Genomic DNA, 16628 nt, shown 5'->3' with positions numbered 1-16628 from the left:
AGGTAAAAGTCTTGGCTAAACCAACACGTAAACGTCGTGTGAAAAAGAATATCGAATCTGGTATTGCTCATATTCACGCTACATTTAATAACACTATTGTTATGATTACTGATGTGCATGGTAATGCAATTGCTTGGTCATCAGCTGGTGCTCTTGGTTTCAAAGGTTCTCGTAAATCTACACCATTCGCTGCTCAAATGGCTTCTGAAGCTGCTGCTAAATCTGCACAAGAACACGGTCTTAAATCAGTTGAAGTTACTGTAAAAGGTCCAGGTTCTGGTCGTGAGTCAGCTATTCGTGCGCTTGCTGCCGCTGGTCTTGAAGTAACAGCAATTCGTGATGTGACTCCAGTGCCACACAATGGTGCTCGTCCTCCAAAACGTCGCCGTGTATAATCATCGCATTACACTGCTTTTCGTTTAAGAGGGAGTAACTAAATGATCGAGTTTGAAAAACCAAATATAACAAAAATTGATGAAAATAAAGATTATGGCAAGTTTGTAATCGAACCACTTGAACGTGGCTACGGTACAACTCTTGGTAACTCTCTTCGTCGTGTACTTCTAGCTTCTCTACCAGGAGCAGCTGTGACATCTATCAATATTGATGGTGTGTTACATGAGTTTGACACAGTTCCAGGTGTTCGTGAAGACGTGATGCAAATCATTCTGAACATTAAAGGAATTGCAGTGAAATCGTACGTTGAAGACGAAAAAATCATCGAACTGGATGTTGAAGGTCCTGCTGAAGTAACAGCTGGTGACATTTTGACAGATAGCGATATTGAAATTGTAAATCCAGATCATTATCTCTTTACAATCGGTGAAGGTTCTTCTTTAAAAGCGACTATGACTGTTAACAGTGGTCGTGGATATGTACCTGCTGATGAAAATAAAAAGGATAATGCACCAGTTGGAACACTTGCTGTAGATTCTATTTATACACCAGTTACAAAAGTCAACTATCAAGTGGAACCTGCTCGTGTAGGTAGCAATGATGGATTTGACAAATTAACCCTTGAAATCTTGACAAATGGAACAATTATTCCAGAAGATGCTTTAGGGCTTTCAGCACGTATTTTGACAGAACATCTTGATTTGTTTACAAATCTTACTGAGATTGCTAAGTCAACTGAAGTGATGAAAGAAGCTGACACTGAATCTGACGATCGTATTTTGGATCGTACGATTGAGGAACTGGACTTGTCTGTGCGTTCATACAACTGTTTGAAACGTGCCGGTATCAATACTGTGCATGATTTGACAGAAAAATCTGAAGCAGAGATGATGAAAGTACGAAATCTTGGACGCAAGAGTTTGGAAGAAGTGAAACTCAAACTCATTGATTTGGGTCTTGGATTAAAAGATAAATAAAGGAGGAATAAATGGCTTACCGTAAACTAGGACGCACTAGCTCACAACGTAAAGCAATGCTTCGCGATTTGACAACTGACCTTTTGATCAACGAATCAATCGTGACAACTGAAGCTCGTGCTAAAGAAATCCGTAAAACTGTTGAAAAAATGATTACTCTAGGTAAACGTGGTGATTTGCATGCACGTCGTCAAGCAGCTGCTTTCGTACGTAATGAAATCGCATCTGAAAACTATGATGAAGCAACTGACAAGTACACTTCTACTACAGCACTTCAAAAATTGTTCTCAGAAATCGCACCTCGTTATGCTGAACGTAACGGTGGATACACTCGTATCCTTAAAACTGAACCACGTCGTGGTGATGCAGCGCCAATGGCGATCATCGAATTAGTATAAAATCATCAATTTTGTTGAGTGTTATGATGATGGAGTCTTGTGCTCTTAGTCTAGCTCTGGTCTACCGCTAGGATTTCGGTCCTAGCGGGAACACTCATCATAAGTTGGGATAGTAGACGCTTGTTTACGAAATTGTTTTTTTCTTAAGAACAACTTCGTAAGCAGGCGTTTTTGAGTATTTTAGTTGGAATTATGCTATACTATTTGAAAAGAATCCTGTTTAATGTTCAGGTTTCTTATTTTAAGAAGAATTGGAGTTTGCTTATGAAAGCGATTATAACTGTTGTTGGTAAAGATAAATCTGGAATTGTTGCAGGTGTTTCTGGTAAAATTGCAGAATTGGGTTTGAATATTGATGATATCTCTCAAACTGTCTTGGATGAATATTTCACGATGATGGCTGTCGTCTCTAGTGATGAAAAGCAGGATTTTACTTATCTGCGAAATGAGTTTGAAACTTTTGGGCAAACTTTGAATGTGAAAATCAATATTCAGAGTGCAGCGATTTTCGAAGCTATGTATAATATCTAGGAGGTTATCATGGATATTAGACAAGTTACTGAAACCATCTCCATGATTGAGGAGCAAAACTTCGATATCAGAACTATTACCATGGGGATTTCCCTTTTGGACTGTGTCGATCCGGATATCAATCGTGCTGCGGAGAAAATTTATCAAAAGATTACGACCAAGGCAGCTAATTTAGTGGCTGTTGGTGACGAAATTGCTGCTGAGTTGGGAATTCCTATCGTTAATAAGCGTGTATCGGTGACACCTATTTCTCTAATTGGAGCAGCGACAGATGCGACGGACTACGTGGTTCTGGCAAAAGCGCTTGATAAGGCTGCGAAAGAAATCGGTGTGGATTTTATTGGTGGTTTCTCTGCCTTGGTACAAAAGGGGTACCAAAAGGGAGATGAGATTCTCATCAATACTATTCCTCGTGCTTTGGCTGAAACGGACAAGGTCTGCTCGTCAGTCAATATCGGCTCAACCAAGTCTGGTATCAATATGACGGCTGTCGCTGATATGGGACGTATTATCAAGGAAACGGCTAATCTATCAGATATGGGAGCGGCCAAGTTGGTTGTATTCGCTAATGCTGTTGAGGACAATCCATTTATGGCGGGTGCCTTCCATGGTGTTGGGGAGGCAGATGTTATCATAAATGTCGGAGTTTCCGGTCCTGGTGTGGTAAAACGTGCCTTGGAAAAAGTTCGTGGACAGAGCTTTGATGTAGTAGCCGAAACAGTTAAGAAAACTGCCTTTAAAATCACTCGTATCGGTCAATTAGTTGGTCAAATGGCCAGTGAGAGACTGGGTGTGGAGTTTGGTATTGTAGACTTGAGTTTGGCGCCAACTCCTGCGGTTGGAGATTCTGTTGCACGTGTCCTTGAAGAAATGGGACTAGAAACAGTTGGAACGCATGGAACGACGGCTGCCTTGGCTCTCTTGAACGACCAAGTTAAGAAGGGCGGAGTGATGGCCTGCAATCAAGTTGGTGGTTTGTCTGGTGCCTTTATCCCTGTTTCAGAGGATGAGGGGATGATTGCTGCAGTGCAAAATGGCTCTCTTAATTTGGAAAAACTAGAAGCTATGACGGCTATCTGTTCCGTTGGTTTAGATATGATTGCCATCCCAGAAGATACACCTGCTGAAACCATTGCGGCTATGATTGCAGATGAAGCTGCAATTGGTGTCATTAACATGAAAACAACAGCTGTTCGTATCATTCCAAAAGGAAAAGAAGGCGATATGATTGAGTTTGGAGGCCTATTAGGAACTGCACCTGTTATGAAAGTCAATGGAGCTTCGTCTGTTGATTTCATCTCTCGTGGAGGACAAATCCCAGCACCAATTCATAGTTTTAAAAATTAAGAGATTAGGAGAAAATGATGAAAAAAGAAATGAAACATGCTTTAGTAGCTTTAGGACTGTCGACTTTACTAGTCCCAACTTTTGCTAGTCAAGTAGTTTATGCACAGGAAGAAAGCCATGAAACTACCACTAGTGTGAGTCCAGAAGAGATTAATAAAATGATTGAGGAAACGAAAAATGATTTACAAAATTTTAAAGAGAAAGTAAAACATCGTCTCTTTGAACAGATTGACAAAGGAGAATGGGATAAAGTTTTTATTTCCAAAAGCGATGTAAGCTCTATCAGAGATAAATTGGTAGAAGAACTTGATAATATGTTAAAAGATTCCGTGGGACAGTTAGAGAACATAAGAAAGTATAGTTTAGAAATTAATACGCCTTTGAAAGAGTTATCAAAGATTTTATCAGATTTTAAAAAATCGCAATTAAGCTACATTAATGGTGATGGAGAAAAAGGTAATTTTTTTGATTATAGAATAAAGTATGGTGTTGCTAAACTTGCTATATTAAAGAAAATGAATCTTGTAATTTCTCAAGTAAATAATGATTTGCATTATACAGAATTAGAGAAAAAAGAAATGTTAGCTAGCGTTTCAAGCTACTATGCACCTGGTTTTCATCAATCTGGTTTCAATGTTGATAGTGATAAGTATTTATCATTAGATAATAATAAAGATGATATAAACACTTATATTAAGAAAGTTTCTCTATTTTTATCTAACAGTCATTATCCGATTTCTACAGTACCTAAAGAAAAGAATATCCGAGAAATTAATGCTGTTGCCTTTATGGAGAAGACGGCCATTAGTAATGATGATTCACTTTCGAAAGCAGATAAAGTTTCTATGTTTAGTAAGATTGATGACATAGTAGAAGAAGCTGTTAAAAAGATCAAAACAGAAGCGGATATACATGAGGATGGTAATTACAAAAATAGTCGAATGCTATCCCCTGAAGAGTTATCTGTCTTTACTAAGCGTATCGAAGATGTTTACCAAGGCAAAGCTAAGCCTAAGGTGACAAAAGAAGAGGCTATTCAAGCAGTTTCTACTGGAACTTCATCCTCAGTTTCAACTTCAACTCAATCTACCGTTACCTCTAATGGAGAGACTAAGAAAGATCATCAAGCAAGTAAGTGGTTTAAAGAGTCTGGGAAATGGTACTACAATGACCTCTCTGGCAATCTTGTAAGAAATCGTTGGGTAGGCCGTTATTATCTAAAAGCAGATGCTTCAATGGCTGCAAGCGAATGGATTTATGATGAAGATTATAAGAGCTGGTTTTATGTAGATTCAACTGGTAGTTATGTGGAGAAAGCTTGGCAGGGCGAATACTACCTAAAACGTGGCGGTTACATGGTTAAGAGTGAGTGGGTATTTGATTCTCAGTATGATAGTTGGTATTATCTGAACCAAGATGGTAAGTACGCTCGTAACCAATGGATTAAGGATGGGGATAAGTGGTATTACTTGTTAGCTGATGGGAAATTGGCAAAAAATATGACCATTAACGGCTATAAAGTAAATGAAAAAGGTGAATGGGTATAATTTTTTAAGTTCTATTTAAGGTTAGGTGTGTATACTATAGTCATTAAATAAAGACCTCCTAATATTATTTGAAACAGATAACACTGATTTAGTTTGAATTTGATTTTCATCTAATATCTTTATTTAATGAACTCCTAAACTTTTTCATAATAATCTCCTGCAAAAGTCGCCTGTATGGGTGGCTTTTGTTTTATCATCCATGATATAATAGAAACAAACGGAGGACGGAAAATGGTAAAAGTACGATTGTATTTGGTACGTCATGGTAAGACCATGTTTAACACGATTGGTCGCGCGCAAGGTTGGAGCGATACTCCTTTAACAACTGAAGGTGAACGAGGGATTCAAGAATTAGGGATCGGTTTGTGCGAATCTGGTCTACAGTTTGAGCGTGCTTATTCGAGTGATTCTGGTCGCACCATTCAGACAATGGGAATTATCCTTGATGAACTTGGCTTGCAGGGAAAAATCCCTTATCGCATGGACAAGCGTATCAGAGAATGGTGTTTTGGTAGCTTTGACGGAGCCTACGACGGTGATCTTTTCATGGGTATTATTCCTCGTATCTTTAATGTGGACCACGTTCACCAATTGTCTTATGCTGAACTGGCTGAGGGTTTGGTAGAGGTCGATACAGCTGGTTGGGCTGAAGGATGGGAAAAACTCAGTGGCCGCATCAAAGAAGGTTTTGAAGCGATTGCCAAAGAAATGGAAGAACAAGGTGGGGGCAACGCTCTCGTTGTCAGCCATGGAATGACCATTGGAACCATTGTTTATCTGATTAATGGTATGCATCCGCATGGTCTCGATAATGGTAGCGTGACAATCCTTGAATATGAGGACGGCCAGTTTAGCGTTGAAGTCGTCGGCGATCGTAGTTACCGAGAACTAGGACGTGAGAAGATGGAGGAAGTCTCTATTTAATCAGTCTAGACTTGCTTGCCATGAGCTAGGAATTTGATAAGAATATCAAGATAAGAAAAAACAGCCGAGAATTCTTTCGGCTGTTTTTGATGGGGAAAACTAAAGTGTAATGCTATTGCTTTTAGATATTTTCATAAACAAGAGCAAGGAACCTACTGTTAGAACAGTTAGGATAGTTGACAAGGCTGCCGCAACACCGTAATTTCCTCTGAGAACCTCTGTATAAATGGCTACAGTCATTGTTCTTGTTTTGACATTGTAGAGGAGGATAGAAGTAGAGAGTTCTGAAATCATTGTGACCCAAGATAGGATGGCTCCAGAAATAATACCAGATAGCATCATTGGAGTTGTAATCTTGGCAAAGGTATTGAGACGGCTACTTCCTAAGCTTTCAGCAGCTTCTTCAATACTTGGTGCTATTTGTTGCAAGCTAGCAACAGATGAGCGAATAGTATACGGCAATCTTCTGACAGATAGGGACATAATTAAGATGAAAGCTGTCCCTGTAATCATAAGAAATCCACTTCCAAATAGACCGGTATTGAAGGAAGAAATGAAGGCAATCCCTAGAACGGTTCCTGGTACAATATAAGGGACCATACTGAGGCTGTCAATCAAGTTTGTAAACAAATTCCGTTTTCTAACGGCTAGGTAGGAGATAAATGTTGCGAATAGGACAACTAGAACTAAGGCAATCAAAGGGATACGAATGGTATTGAAAATAGCAGATCCCATACGATTGAAAGCTACCTTGTAACTGTTTAGAGAATAGCCTTTGACAAATACCATACCTGATGTTTTTAGGAAAGAAGTATAAATCAAGTAGACTTGAGGTAGAACAGAGAACAAGATAATTCCGTAGACTGTTGCATAAATGGCAACCATTTTTCCTTTTGTAGTTTTTTTAGGCTCAATTGGATGGAGCGAATTCATGCTGAAACTGTAGCGGTTTGAAATGTATTTTTGGATAAGGAAGATTGCCAAGGCAATGATAATCGCCATAATTGCTAAAGCAGATGCAAAAGCAGAATTTCCTCCAACCTCGCTAATGAATTGGGTATAAATCAAGACGGGGAAAGTCCGATATCCTTCACCAATCAACATAGGCGTTCCAAAGTCTGAGAATGCTCTCATAAATACAAGTAGGGCAGCAGCTAGTAAGGTTGGAACTAGGAGAGGTAAAACAACCGTTACGATACGCTTAAATCCGAAGGACCCCATACTTTCAGCTGCTTCAAGTAGAGAATTGTCAATACTTTTCATTGTCCCAGCAACGTATAGAAATACCAGTGGGAATAGTTGCAGTGTAAAGACAAGTACAATTCCTTTGAATCCATAAATATCAATAGCTGGAAGATGAAGAGCATTTGTCATGAATTTTGTGATGACCCCATTTCGTCCCAGCAAGAGAATCCAGGAGTAGGCTCCCACGAACGGAGCTGACATAGAAGCAATGATAATCAATATTTGTAAAAATTTCTTTCCCTTGAAGTCATACATGGAAAAGAGATAAGCTAATAAGGTTCCTACGACTAAGGAAGTGACAGTAGCGGTAATGGAAACCTTGAAACTGTTGACAAGTGTCTCAGAGTAGTAGGCTTTACTAAAGAAAGTGACAAAATTAGCTAGTGAGAATTGTCCTTCATGTATGAGTGCTTGCTTGAGCACGGTAACGATAGGATAAACGAGAAAGACAAGATAGGTAAGAAAGATGAAGAAAGAGGAGGCTGTCCAAATATTTAGTTTTTTACGTTCCATGGTTGACTCCTTTTATCAGGTTTTGGGAACCATCTGCAGAAAAGACGTTTAATTTTTGAGTATTGATTCGTAGACGAATACGATCGCCTTTTTGTAGATCTTCTTCAAAAGTTGATTCTTCGCTAACTTGAATTTTTGAGGCAAAACCTGTCTCAATGAAATACTCCGTATTTAGTCCAAGATAGACGCTATCGCTAATAGTTCCTTCAATATCTCCAGATTCATCTTTGATAAACTCTTCAGGACGAATACTTACATGAATAGCTTGTGCTTCAGCCTGATCAAGAGCTGGCATTCGAAGGGCATAGCCATCTGAAAAGACGATATAAGCGCCATCGCTCCGTTTTTCAAGAGTGGCAGGGATAATATTTGTGCGTCCGATAAAGGTTGCTACAAACTCATTAGCTGGTTTATGATAGAGTTCTTTTGGTCGACCGATTTGTTGAATGACCCCATCTTTCATAACAGCAATTTGGTCTGAAATAGCCATAGCTTCTTCTTGGTCGTGGGTCACATAAACGGTTGTAATTCCCACTTCGTGTTGGATTTCTCGAATGGCTTGACGCATATCCAAGCGAAGTTTGGCATCTAGGTTACTGAGTGGCTCGTCCATGAGGAGAACACTTGGATTAACAGCTAAGGCGCGTGCCAAGGCGACACGTTGTTGTTGTCCACCACTAAGTTTATCGGGCTTTCGATCCGCATATTGAGCAATTTGCATGAGTTCAAGATACTTGTTGGTCTGTTGGACCAATTCTTCTTTTGGAACTTTCTTTTGCTTGAGACCAAAAGCAACATTATCTCGAACAGTCAAATGTGGGAAAATAGCGTAGTTTTGGAAAACCATGCCGATATTGCGTTTGCTGGGTTCCATATTATTGATTTTTGTATCATCAAAGTAAAATTCTCCGCCTTCGATACTGTTGAAACCTGCAATCATACGAAGAAGAGTCGTTTTCCCACAACCTGAAGGCCCAAGAAGGGTAAAGAGACTTCCTTTTGGAATTGTAATGTTCAAATTCTCAATAACAGGGACATCGTGGTAGATTTTTTTGGCGTTAATAATTTTGATCTCACTCATAGTGAACCTCTTTTACTGTTTAGATTGGATATCTGTAAAGACTTCGTTGTATTTCTTAACGATATCTGATTTATTCTTGATGACATAATCATAATCTTCAGTGAGTGTTTTGATTTTGTCAATTGGTTTCATGTTTTCGCTTGTTTTGGCATTTTTACGAACAGGACGGTTAGTAGTGGTTGTACCAAGTGTATCTTGTACTTCTTGAGAGATAATAAAATCGATAAATTTCTTGGCATTTTCCATATTTTTCGCTTTTTTAACGATAGCAGCACTAGCAGGTAGGAAGACGGTTCCTTCTTTTGGATAGACTACCTTGATATTAGCTCCGTCATTTAAGAGTTTAACTGCTGGATCTTCATAAGAGAGACCAACAGCCATTTCTCCGTCAGCGACTGCTTTATAGACACCAGATGAGCTTGAACCGATTTTACCATCAATAAGTGTGAAGAGATCTTTTACATAAGACCAAGCTTTATCGTCTTTGTAACCACCTTGAGCTTGTAGCATATTTGTTAATTGAGCAAAGGCGCTAGAAGAGTTTGCTGGGTCAGCAGTTGCGATTTTTCCTTTTAGTTCAGGTTTGAGAAGGTCGCTATATCCTTCGATGTTCATGCCTTTCGTTAAATCAGGATTGACGATTAAAACACTACCATCTAGTGTATAAGGTGTAGAGTAGCCAGTTGTGTTTTGATATTCTTTGATAACATTATCATTTTCTTTTGAAGTATAGTTTTCAAAGAGTTCTCCGTGGGTAGCATATTGTGTATAAGAACCACCAAAGATGACATCGGCTACAGGAGCTTCTTTTTCTGACTCTAGTTTTTTGAAAAGTTCTCCAGTACCAGCTTGAATCAGTTCTACTTTGATACCATATTTCTCTTCAAAGGCAGGAATAGTTGCTCCGATTAAGCCCTCTGAGTTTGGTGAATAAACGACTAGCGAACCGCCGTCTCCTTTATCAGATGAACCGCCATCGGCAGATTCATTAGAAGAACAAGCAGCAAGACCAAAAAGAGCTAGTCCGCAAGCAGCATAATACATCCATTTCTTTTTCATGATGGATACCTCCGTTGTGTTATTTAAGTTTATTTTAAAATAATGTAAGCGTTCTTAAAACCGATAATTCTATTCTATTAGAGTAAAATTCTCTACAACACGGAAGTAATCTTTTTGATTTTATAGCAGGGTTTGACAGTTAATCATTGGAAAGTCAAATTTTATTTTTTAGATTGGATATCTGTAAAAATGTCATTGTACTTTTTAAGAATGGCAGATTTGTTTTTAATGACATAATCGGAATCTTCAGTGGCAATATTGATTTCTGTCATAGCCTTCATATTTTTATTGGTTCTAGCATTTTTACGAATGGGTCTGATTGTTGTTTCAGTTCCTAGCTTATCTTGGATTTCTTGAGAAAGGAGGAAATCGATAAATTTCTTAGCGTTGTCCATGTGTTTGGCGTTTTTGACGATAGCTGCGTTACCAGGTAAAAAGACGGTTCCTTCTTTTGGATAAATGACTTTTACATCAACTCCGTCGTTTAAAAGTTTTAAGGCAGGATCTTCATAGGTGAGTCCTACAGCCATTTCTCCATCGGCGACAGCTTTGTAAACATTTGAAGAACTAGATGCAATCTTTCCATCTACTAGGGTAAATAGATTTTTCACATAGGTCCAAGCTTGTTCATTTTCGTATCCCCCTTGATCGACAAGCATGTTTGTTAATTGTGCAAAAGCGCTAGATGCGTTACTTGGATCAGCAGTAGTGATTTTTCCTTTTAATTTAGGATTGAGTAGATCATTGTAGCCTTCAATTTTTATATCTTTTGTAAGGGCTGAATTGGCAATAATGACACTGACATCAAGTGTATAAGGCGTGTAGAATCCTGTTTTATTTTGATATTCAGGGATTATCTGGTCGTTCTCTTGGGAAATATAAGGTTCAAAAAGTTTTTCGTTAGTAGAGAAGAGAGCGTAGGAGCCTCCGAAAATGACATCGGCTACAGGGGATTCTTTTTCGGCCTCAGCTTTTTTGAACAATTCACCAGTGCTGGCTTGTACTAAGTCAACCTTAATACCATATTTTTCTTCGAAGGCTGGGACTGTTTCTTCGATAAGGTCTTCAGGGTTAGGCGAGTAGACAACCAAAGTGCTATCTGAATCTTTTTCAGTGCTAGTTTCCGCTTCTATAGTTGAAGAACATCCTGATAAAGAAAGGAATATCCAGCTACAAGAGAGAAAGAATAGTATTTTTTTCATAAGTATCTCCTTTTTTACGAACATTTTCTCTACCTAGATTATTAATGTTTTCAAATTGTAGAGTTCTACAGGATATAATAAAAACCTTAAAGAAATCTAAAACGAAAAATAGGAAATGGATGTCTCGAGCAAGGATAGGTACACTGTAACTGGGATTTCGAGGGTAATCCTCTTCAAAACACGTCACTTTATCTGTGATCTCAAAGCTATGATTTGAGTAGTTAGCACTTTGATTTTTATTGGGTAAAAGTACAAAATAAAAAGATTGCTAGAGTTGAGCAATCCTTTTACATCAATGATTTTTATCCATAAGTTTTAATTCTTTTGGAGAAATATGGAGATACTTTTTAAAAACTTTTGCAAAATATTTATAGTCTGAAAATCCAACTTGTTCAGAGATATCGCTTAAGGGAGAATTAGGGGATTCAGCCATTTTATCTATAGCTTGCTTGAGGCGGTAGCGTAAGATATATTCATTTAGCGTCATTGGGAAGTCTTCTTTGATAACCTTATATAGATAACTTTCGCTATACCCTAGATTCTCTGCAATGCTAGAAATGGTAAAGTGCATGCAGTAGTGTTGGTGCACAAATTCCAGAATTTGCTGAATGATTTGGTTTTGTGTATCAATTTGTTGGATAGAGGTAAGTAAAGTTTGATATTCTTCTAAAAAAGGAGTTTCTTGATAAGTGCTAACTCGTAATCGCAAAACAATTTTTTGAAGACATTCTGTCAACTCCTTGGTATCAATTGGTTTGGATAAGAAATCAACTGCTCCATATTGCATGGCTTTTTTTGCATTTTGAAAATCGTTATAACCTGATAAGATAACTTTTTCATAGGAGAGAGTACGAGTGGCTTCGAACATCATAAAAGCATCCATAATTGGCATTGTGATGTCTGTTAAGACAATATGAGGTTCTTTTTCTTGGATGAGTTTCATTCCCTCTTGACCGTGACTGGCAGTTCCTACGACTTGGATACCTAGGGCAGAGTAGTCTACGGCAATCTCTAGCCATTTTCGAATGAGGTGTTCATCTTCTACGATAATGAGCTTAAACATGAGTTAGTCCTTTCGTTATAAATTTGACCCAAGTTTCTCCATGGCGATTGACTCCTAAATCTAGCTGGACATCAGAAAAGAAATTGCTCAATCGTTTGTAGCTGTTAACGATGCCATGCTGGGTATGAGGGCTTTCTAAAGAGTCTAAAATAGCGAGTCGCTCTTGTTTTGTGAGTCCTCCAGCATTATCCTTGACTAAAAAAGTTAGAGAATCTGCTTCCAAGGTAATTTGGATATCAATATGAAGATCAATACGGTATTGCATCCCATATTTTATAGCATTTTCTACGAGAGGAAGCAAGAAAAGTTTAGGAATAGGCTGATTATCAACAGTTTCTGGGCAGACAATATCATAGGAAAAGTGCTCGAAACGAATCTTATGAATCATAAGGTAATCCTCTATAATCTTTAAATCCTGACAAATGGTTGTTTCTTTTTCTAAATCGGTGATACTGTAGCGAAGAATGCGCGTGAGGTTTTGAATCAGATCTTGTGTGAGATCTGCATCCATTAAAGAAGTGATTTTAATCGTCTCAAGTGTATTGTAGAGAAAATGAGGATTGAACTGAGCTTCCAGCATTTTTCTTTCAAAAATCCACTTTTCTTTTTCGATGGTCAACATTTTTTGATGAAGTTGATCTAATTCGTACAACATATTGTTGATTTTTTCTGCCATAAACTCAAACTCATCACCTGTTTGTAGAGAAAGCCTTTTTTCTGCTTGTTTAGGAATTTCTTGAAGTTGGTAAACCAAACTTTCAATAGGAACAGCATTGTGTGTGGCAATCTTATGAGCAATTCGCCTTGCTTGCCAGAAGTAGAGGAAGAATATACATAAGGTGAGAATGGAGGCTAGACCAAGTAAGCTAGGAATAGGAAAGAAGGATTGAAAAGTATAGATTGAAAAAATAGCACCGACTTTTTCTTTTTGAACAATAAGCGGTTCGTTCGCATACCAGTGGGTGCGAGAGTGTAGGAGTTTTTCATCAAATTTTTCCAGAGTGGAACGAGTAAACTGATTTGTATTGTTGGAAAATATATTTCCAAAGCTATCGGTAATGATGTATTTAGAATTTATCATTGGGAAACTTGAGATGAAATCATTCTCATTTACGAAAGCAATAGTATAGGCCTTAACTCGTTGGTTTTGAAGTAGTGGTTTGATAAAGAGTGTGTAGTGTTGCTTGTCTGAAGAAAGTGCAATTTTTTCTGTAACTTTATCTTGAGAAGGATTTTGAATGAGCAGTTTTAGATAGTAGGGAGATAAAATACTTTCTTGGTGATTTCGATTGGTACTAAATAGTAATTCACCTGTATCACTTAGGATAATGAGGTCAGAACTAAGTTTTAATTTAGCTTTTGTCTCGTAAAATAAGCTAAAGACTTCTCTCTCTGTGTGTTTGCCGTCCAAAAATCCAGGAATCATTTTATGGTTCATGGTAGTCAGGAGCTCACTATTTGCTTCTTTCATCTCTTGAACTTGTTTGACAATCTGTCTCGTGTCTTTGGATAGTTGTTGCTTTTGTAAAACATAGGAAAAACCAAAAAGTAAAATGAGTAGTAAAAGAGAGGTCACAAAGGCTGCGATAGAGCTTCTATGGAGAATTTCTTTTTGGAGAGATTTTTTAAAGGAATGAGACATCCGCTACCTCCTTGGAAGGGTTTTCTGTTATAAGTATAGCAGTTTAAAAATTCTAGAGCAAGGTAAAATAGAAAAGTATAGAATAGAACGAGACCAAATTCTCTCAAAAATGGTATAATAGTAACATCACAAAATTGGAGAGAGACCATGAGTTTTTACAATCATAAAGAAATTGAGCCTAAGTGGCAGGGCTACTGGGCAGAACATCATACATTTAAGACAGGAACAGATGCCTCAAAACCTAAGTTTTATGCACTTGACATGTTCCCTTACCCGTCTGGAGCTGGATTGCACGTAGGACACCCAGAAGGTTATACCGCAACCGATATCCTCAGCCGTTACAAACGTGCGCAAGGCTACAATGTCCTTCACCCAATGGGTTGGGATGCCTTTGGTTTGCCTGCAGAGCAATATGCTATGGATACTGGTAATGACCCAGCAGAATTTACAGCTGAGAACATTGCTAACTTCAAACGCCAAATCAATGCGCTTGGATTTTCTTATGACTGGGATCGTGAAGTCAATACAACAGATCCAAACTACTACAAGTGGACTCAATGGATTTTCACCAAGCTTTACGAAAAAGGCTTGGCCTATGAAGCTGAAGTGCCAGTAAACTGGGTTGAGGAATTGGGAACTGCCATTGCCAATGAAGAAGTGCTTCCTGACGGAACTTCTGAGCGTGGAGGCTATCCAGTTGTCCGCAAACCAATGCGCCAATGGATGCTCAAAATCACGGCCTACGCAGAGCGTTTGCTCAATGACTTAGATGAACTTGATTGGCCAGAGTCTATCAAGGACATGCAGCGCAACTGGATTGGGAAATCAACTGGTGCTAATGTAACTTTTAAAGTTAAGGGAACAGACAAGGAATTCACAGTCTTTACCACTCGTCCGGACACCCTTTTCGGTGCGACTTTCACTGTTTTGGCTCCTGAACATGATTTGGTTGACGCTATCACAAGTCCAGAGCAAGCAGAGGCAGTAGCAGACTATAAACACCAAGCTAGCCTTAAGTCTGACTTGGCTCGTACAGACCTTGCTAAAGAAAAAACTGGTGTTTGGACTGGTGCTTATGCCATCAACCCTGCCAATGGTAAGGAAATTCCAATCTGGATTGCCGACTATGTTCTTGCTAGCTATGGTACAGGTGCGGTCATGGCTGTGCCTGCCCACGACCAACGTGACTGGGAATTTGCCAAACAATTTGACCTTCCAATCGTAGAAGTACTTGAAGGTGGAAACGTTGAAGAAGCTGCCTACACAGAAGATGGCCTTCACGTTAATTCAGACTTCCTAGATGGACTCAACAAAGAAGACGCGATTGCCAAGATTGTGGCTTGGTTGGAAGAAAAAGGCTGTGGACAAGAGAAGGTTACCTACCGTCTCCGCGACTGGCTCTTTAGCCGTCAACGTTACTGGGGTGAGCCAATTCCAATCATTCATTGGGAAGATGGGACTTCAACAGCTGTTCCTGAAAGTGAATTGCCACTTGTCTTGCCAGTAACCAAGGATATTCGCCCTTCAGGTACAGGAGAAAGTCCACTAGCTAACTTGACAGACTGGCTTGAAGTGACTCGTGAAGATGGTGTCAAGGGTCGTCGTGAAACCAACACCATGCCACAATGGGCAGGTTCAAGCTGGTACTACCTCCGCTATATTGACCCACACAATACTGAGAAATTGGCTGACGAGGATCTTCTCAAACAATGGTTGCCAGTAGATATCTATGTGGGTGGTGCAGAGCATGCCGTTCTTCACTTGCTTTACGCTCGTTTCTGGCATAAATTCCTCTATGACCTCGGTGTTGTTCCAACTAAGGAACCATTCCAAAAACTCTTTAACCAAGGGATGATTTTGGGAACCAGCTACCGTGACCACCGTGGGGCTCTTGTGGCGACTGACAAGGTTGAAAAACGTGACGGTTCCTTCTTCCATGTAGAAACAGGGGAAGAGTTGGAGCAAGCACCAGCTAAGATGTCTAAATCGCTTAAGAACGTTGTTAACCCAGACGATGTGGTGGAACAATACGGTGCCGACACCCTTCGTGTCTATGAAATGTTCATGGGGCCACTTGATGCTTCAATCGCTTGGTCAGAAGAAGGTCTGGAAGGAAGCCGTAAGTTCCTTGACCGTGTTTACCGTTTGATTACAAGTAAAGAAATCCTTGCGGAAAACAATGGCGCTCTTGACAAGGTCTACAACGAAACAGTCAAATCTGTAACAGAGCAAATCGAGTCCCTCAAATTCAACACAGCTATTGCCCAACTCATGGTCTTTGTCAACGCTGCCAACAAGGAAGACAAGCTCTATGTAGACTACGCCAAAGGCTTCGTTCAGTTGATTGCACCATTTGCACCTCACTTGGCAGAAGAGCTCTGGCAAACTGTTGCAGCAACAGGTGAGTCAATCTCTTACGTGGCTTGGCCAACATGGGACGAAAGTAAATTGGTTGAAGACGAAATCGAAATCGTCGTCCAAATCAAAGGTAAAGTCCGTGCCAAACTCATGGTCGCTAAAGACTTGTCACGCGAAGAATTGCAAGAGATTGCTCTAGCTGATGAAAAAGTCAAAGCAGAAATTGACGGTAAGGACATCGTGAAAGTAATTGCGGTACCGAATAAATTGGTTAATATCGTTGTAAAATAAGATAGGAATCCTTCAGAGTAGAATCTGGGGGATTTTTTATTTGACAGGAAGTTT

Annotated in this window: 14 protein-coding genes; 8 read left to right on the top strand and 6 right to left on the bottom strand. The window is 39.2% G+C overall.

Going from position 1 to position 16628, the window contains the following annotated elements; all coding sequences use genetic code 11:
- Positions 1 to 11 precede the first annotated feature (11 nt).
- From rpsK to QS39_RS01105, 7 genes are all read left to right on the top strand, one after another.
- Positions 12 to 395 (top strand): 30S ribosomal protein S11, encoded by a 384-nt coding sequence (gene rpsK / locus QS39_RS01135; protein WP_001118385.1) that lies wholly within the window; start codon positions 12 to 14, stop codon positions 393 to 395.
- Between the two features lie 42 nt (positions 396 to 437).
- Complete coding sequence (locus tag QS39_RS01130) at positions 438 to 1373, top strand: DNA-directed RNA polymerase subunit alpha (RefSeq protein ID WP_000568988.1); 936 nt, start codon at positions 438 to 440, stop codon at positions 1371 to 1373.
- A gap of 11 nt (positions 1374 to 1384) precedes the next feature.
- Positions 1385 to 1771 (top strand): 50S ribosomal protein L17, encoded by a 387-nt coding sequence (rplQ, locus tag QS39_RS01125; protein ID WP_000331493.1) that lies wholly within the window; start codon positions 1385 to 1387, stop codon positions 1769 to 1771.
- A gap of 264 nt (positions 1772 to 2035) precedes the next feature.
- Positions 2036 to 2302: an ACT domain-containing protein gene (locus QS39_RS01120; RefSeq protein ID WP_000644126.1), complete on the top strand. Its 267-nt coding sequence runs from the start codon at positions 2036 to 2038 to the stop codon at positions 2300 to 2302.
- A gap of 9 nt (positions 2303 to 2311) precedes the next feature.
- The gene (locus QS39_RS01115; protein ID WP_077804395.1) at positions 2312 to 3649 is read left to right on the top strand and encodes a PFL family protein; all 1338 of its coding nucleotides are present in this window, start codon (positions 2312 to 2314) and stop codon (positions 3647 to 3649) included.
- Between the two features lie 17 nt (positions 3650 to 3666).
- Positions 3667 to 5196 carry a choline-binding protein C gene (locus tag QS39_RS01110; protein WP_077804394.1) on the top strand — a complete coding sequence of 510 codons (1530 nt, stop codon included), beginning with the start codon at positions 3667 to 3669 and terminating at the stop codon, positions 5194 to 5196.
- A 231-nt stretch (positions 5197 to 5427) separates the two neighbouring features.
- The gene (locus QS39_RS01105; RefSeq protein ID WP_077804393.1) at positions 5428 to 6120 is read left to right on the top strand and encodes a histidine phosphatase family protein; all 693 of its coding nucleotides are present in this window, start codon (positions 5428 to 5430) and stop codon (positions 6118 to 6120) included.
- Positions 6121 to 6219: 99 nt separating this feature from the next.
- Here QS39_RS01105 and QS39_RS01100 read toward each other — a convergent pair whose 3' ends face one another.
- The 6 genes from QS39_RS01100 to QS39_RS01075 all read right to left on the bottom strand — a co-directional run bounded on the left by QS39_RS01100 (position 6220) and on the right by QS39_RS01075 (position 13925).
- Complete coding sequence (locus QS39_RS01100; protein ID WP_077804392.1) at positions 6220 to 7878, bottom strand: ABC transporter permease; 1659 nt, start codon at positions 7876 to 7878, stop codon at positions 6220 to 6222.
- Positions 7868 to 8959, bottom strand: a complete 1092-nt coding sequence (locus tag QS39_RS01095; RefSeq protein WP_049521551.1) for an ABC transporter ATP-binding protein — start codon at positions 8957 to 8959, stop codon at positions 7868 to 7870. The genes QS39_RS01100 and QS39_RS01095 overlap by 11 nt, the downstream gene beginning before the upstream one ends.
- A gap of 12 nt (positions 8960 to 8971) precedes the next feature.
- Positions 8972 to 10018 (bottom strand): ABC transporter substrate-binding protein, encoded by a 1047-nt coding sequence (locus QS39_RS01090; RefSeq protein WP_000731166.1) that lies wholly within the window; start codon positions 10016 to 10018, stop codon positions 8972 to 8974.
- 161 nt (positions 10019 to 10179) lie between these two features.
- Positions 10180 to 11220, bottom strand: coding sequence for an ABC transporter substrate-binding protein (locus QS39_RS01085; RefSeq protein WP_077804391.1), 1041 nt, complete (start codon positions 11218 to 11220; stop codon positions 10180 to 10182).
- Between the two features lie 292 nt (positions 11221 to 11512).
- Entirely contained in the window at positions 11513 to 12283 is a 771-nt protein-coding gene (locus tag QS39_RS01080; RefSeq protein ID WP_077804390.1) for a response regulator transcription factor, read from the bottom strand.
- On the bottom strand, positions 12276 to 13925 hold the full coding sequence (locus tag QS39_RS01075; protein ID WP_077804389.1) for a sensor histidine kinase: 1650 nt from the start codon (positions 13923 to 13925) through the stop codon (positions 12276 to 12278). Before QS39_RS01075 ends, QS39_RS01080 begins: the two co-directional genes overlap by 8 nt.
- Before the next feature lie 147 nt (positions 13926 to 14072).
- On the opposite strand from QS39_RS01075, the gene leuS reads away from it, so the two are divergent.
- Positions 14073 to 16574 carry a leucine--tRNA ligase gene (gene leuS, locus QS39_RS01070; RefSeq protein ID WP_077804388.1) on the top strand — a complete coding sequence of 834 codons (2502 nt, stop codon included), beginning with the start codon at positions 14073 to 14075 and terminating at the stop codon, positions 16572 to 16574.
- Positions 16575 to 16628: the final 54 nt, after the last annotated feature.

Source organism: Streptococcus mitis (assembly GCF_002005545.1).
Classification (GTDB): domain Bacteria; phylum Bacillota; class Bacilli; order Lactobacillales; family Streptococcaceae; genus Streptococcus; species Streptococcus mitis_I.
The sequence above is the reverse complement of the archived record's forward strand: the minus strand, read 5'-3'. Positions and strand labels throughout refer to the sequence as shown.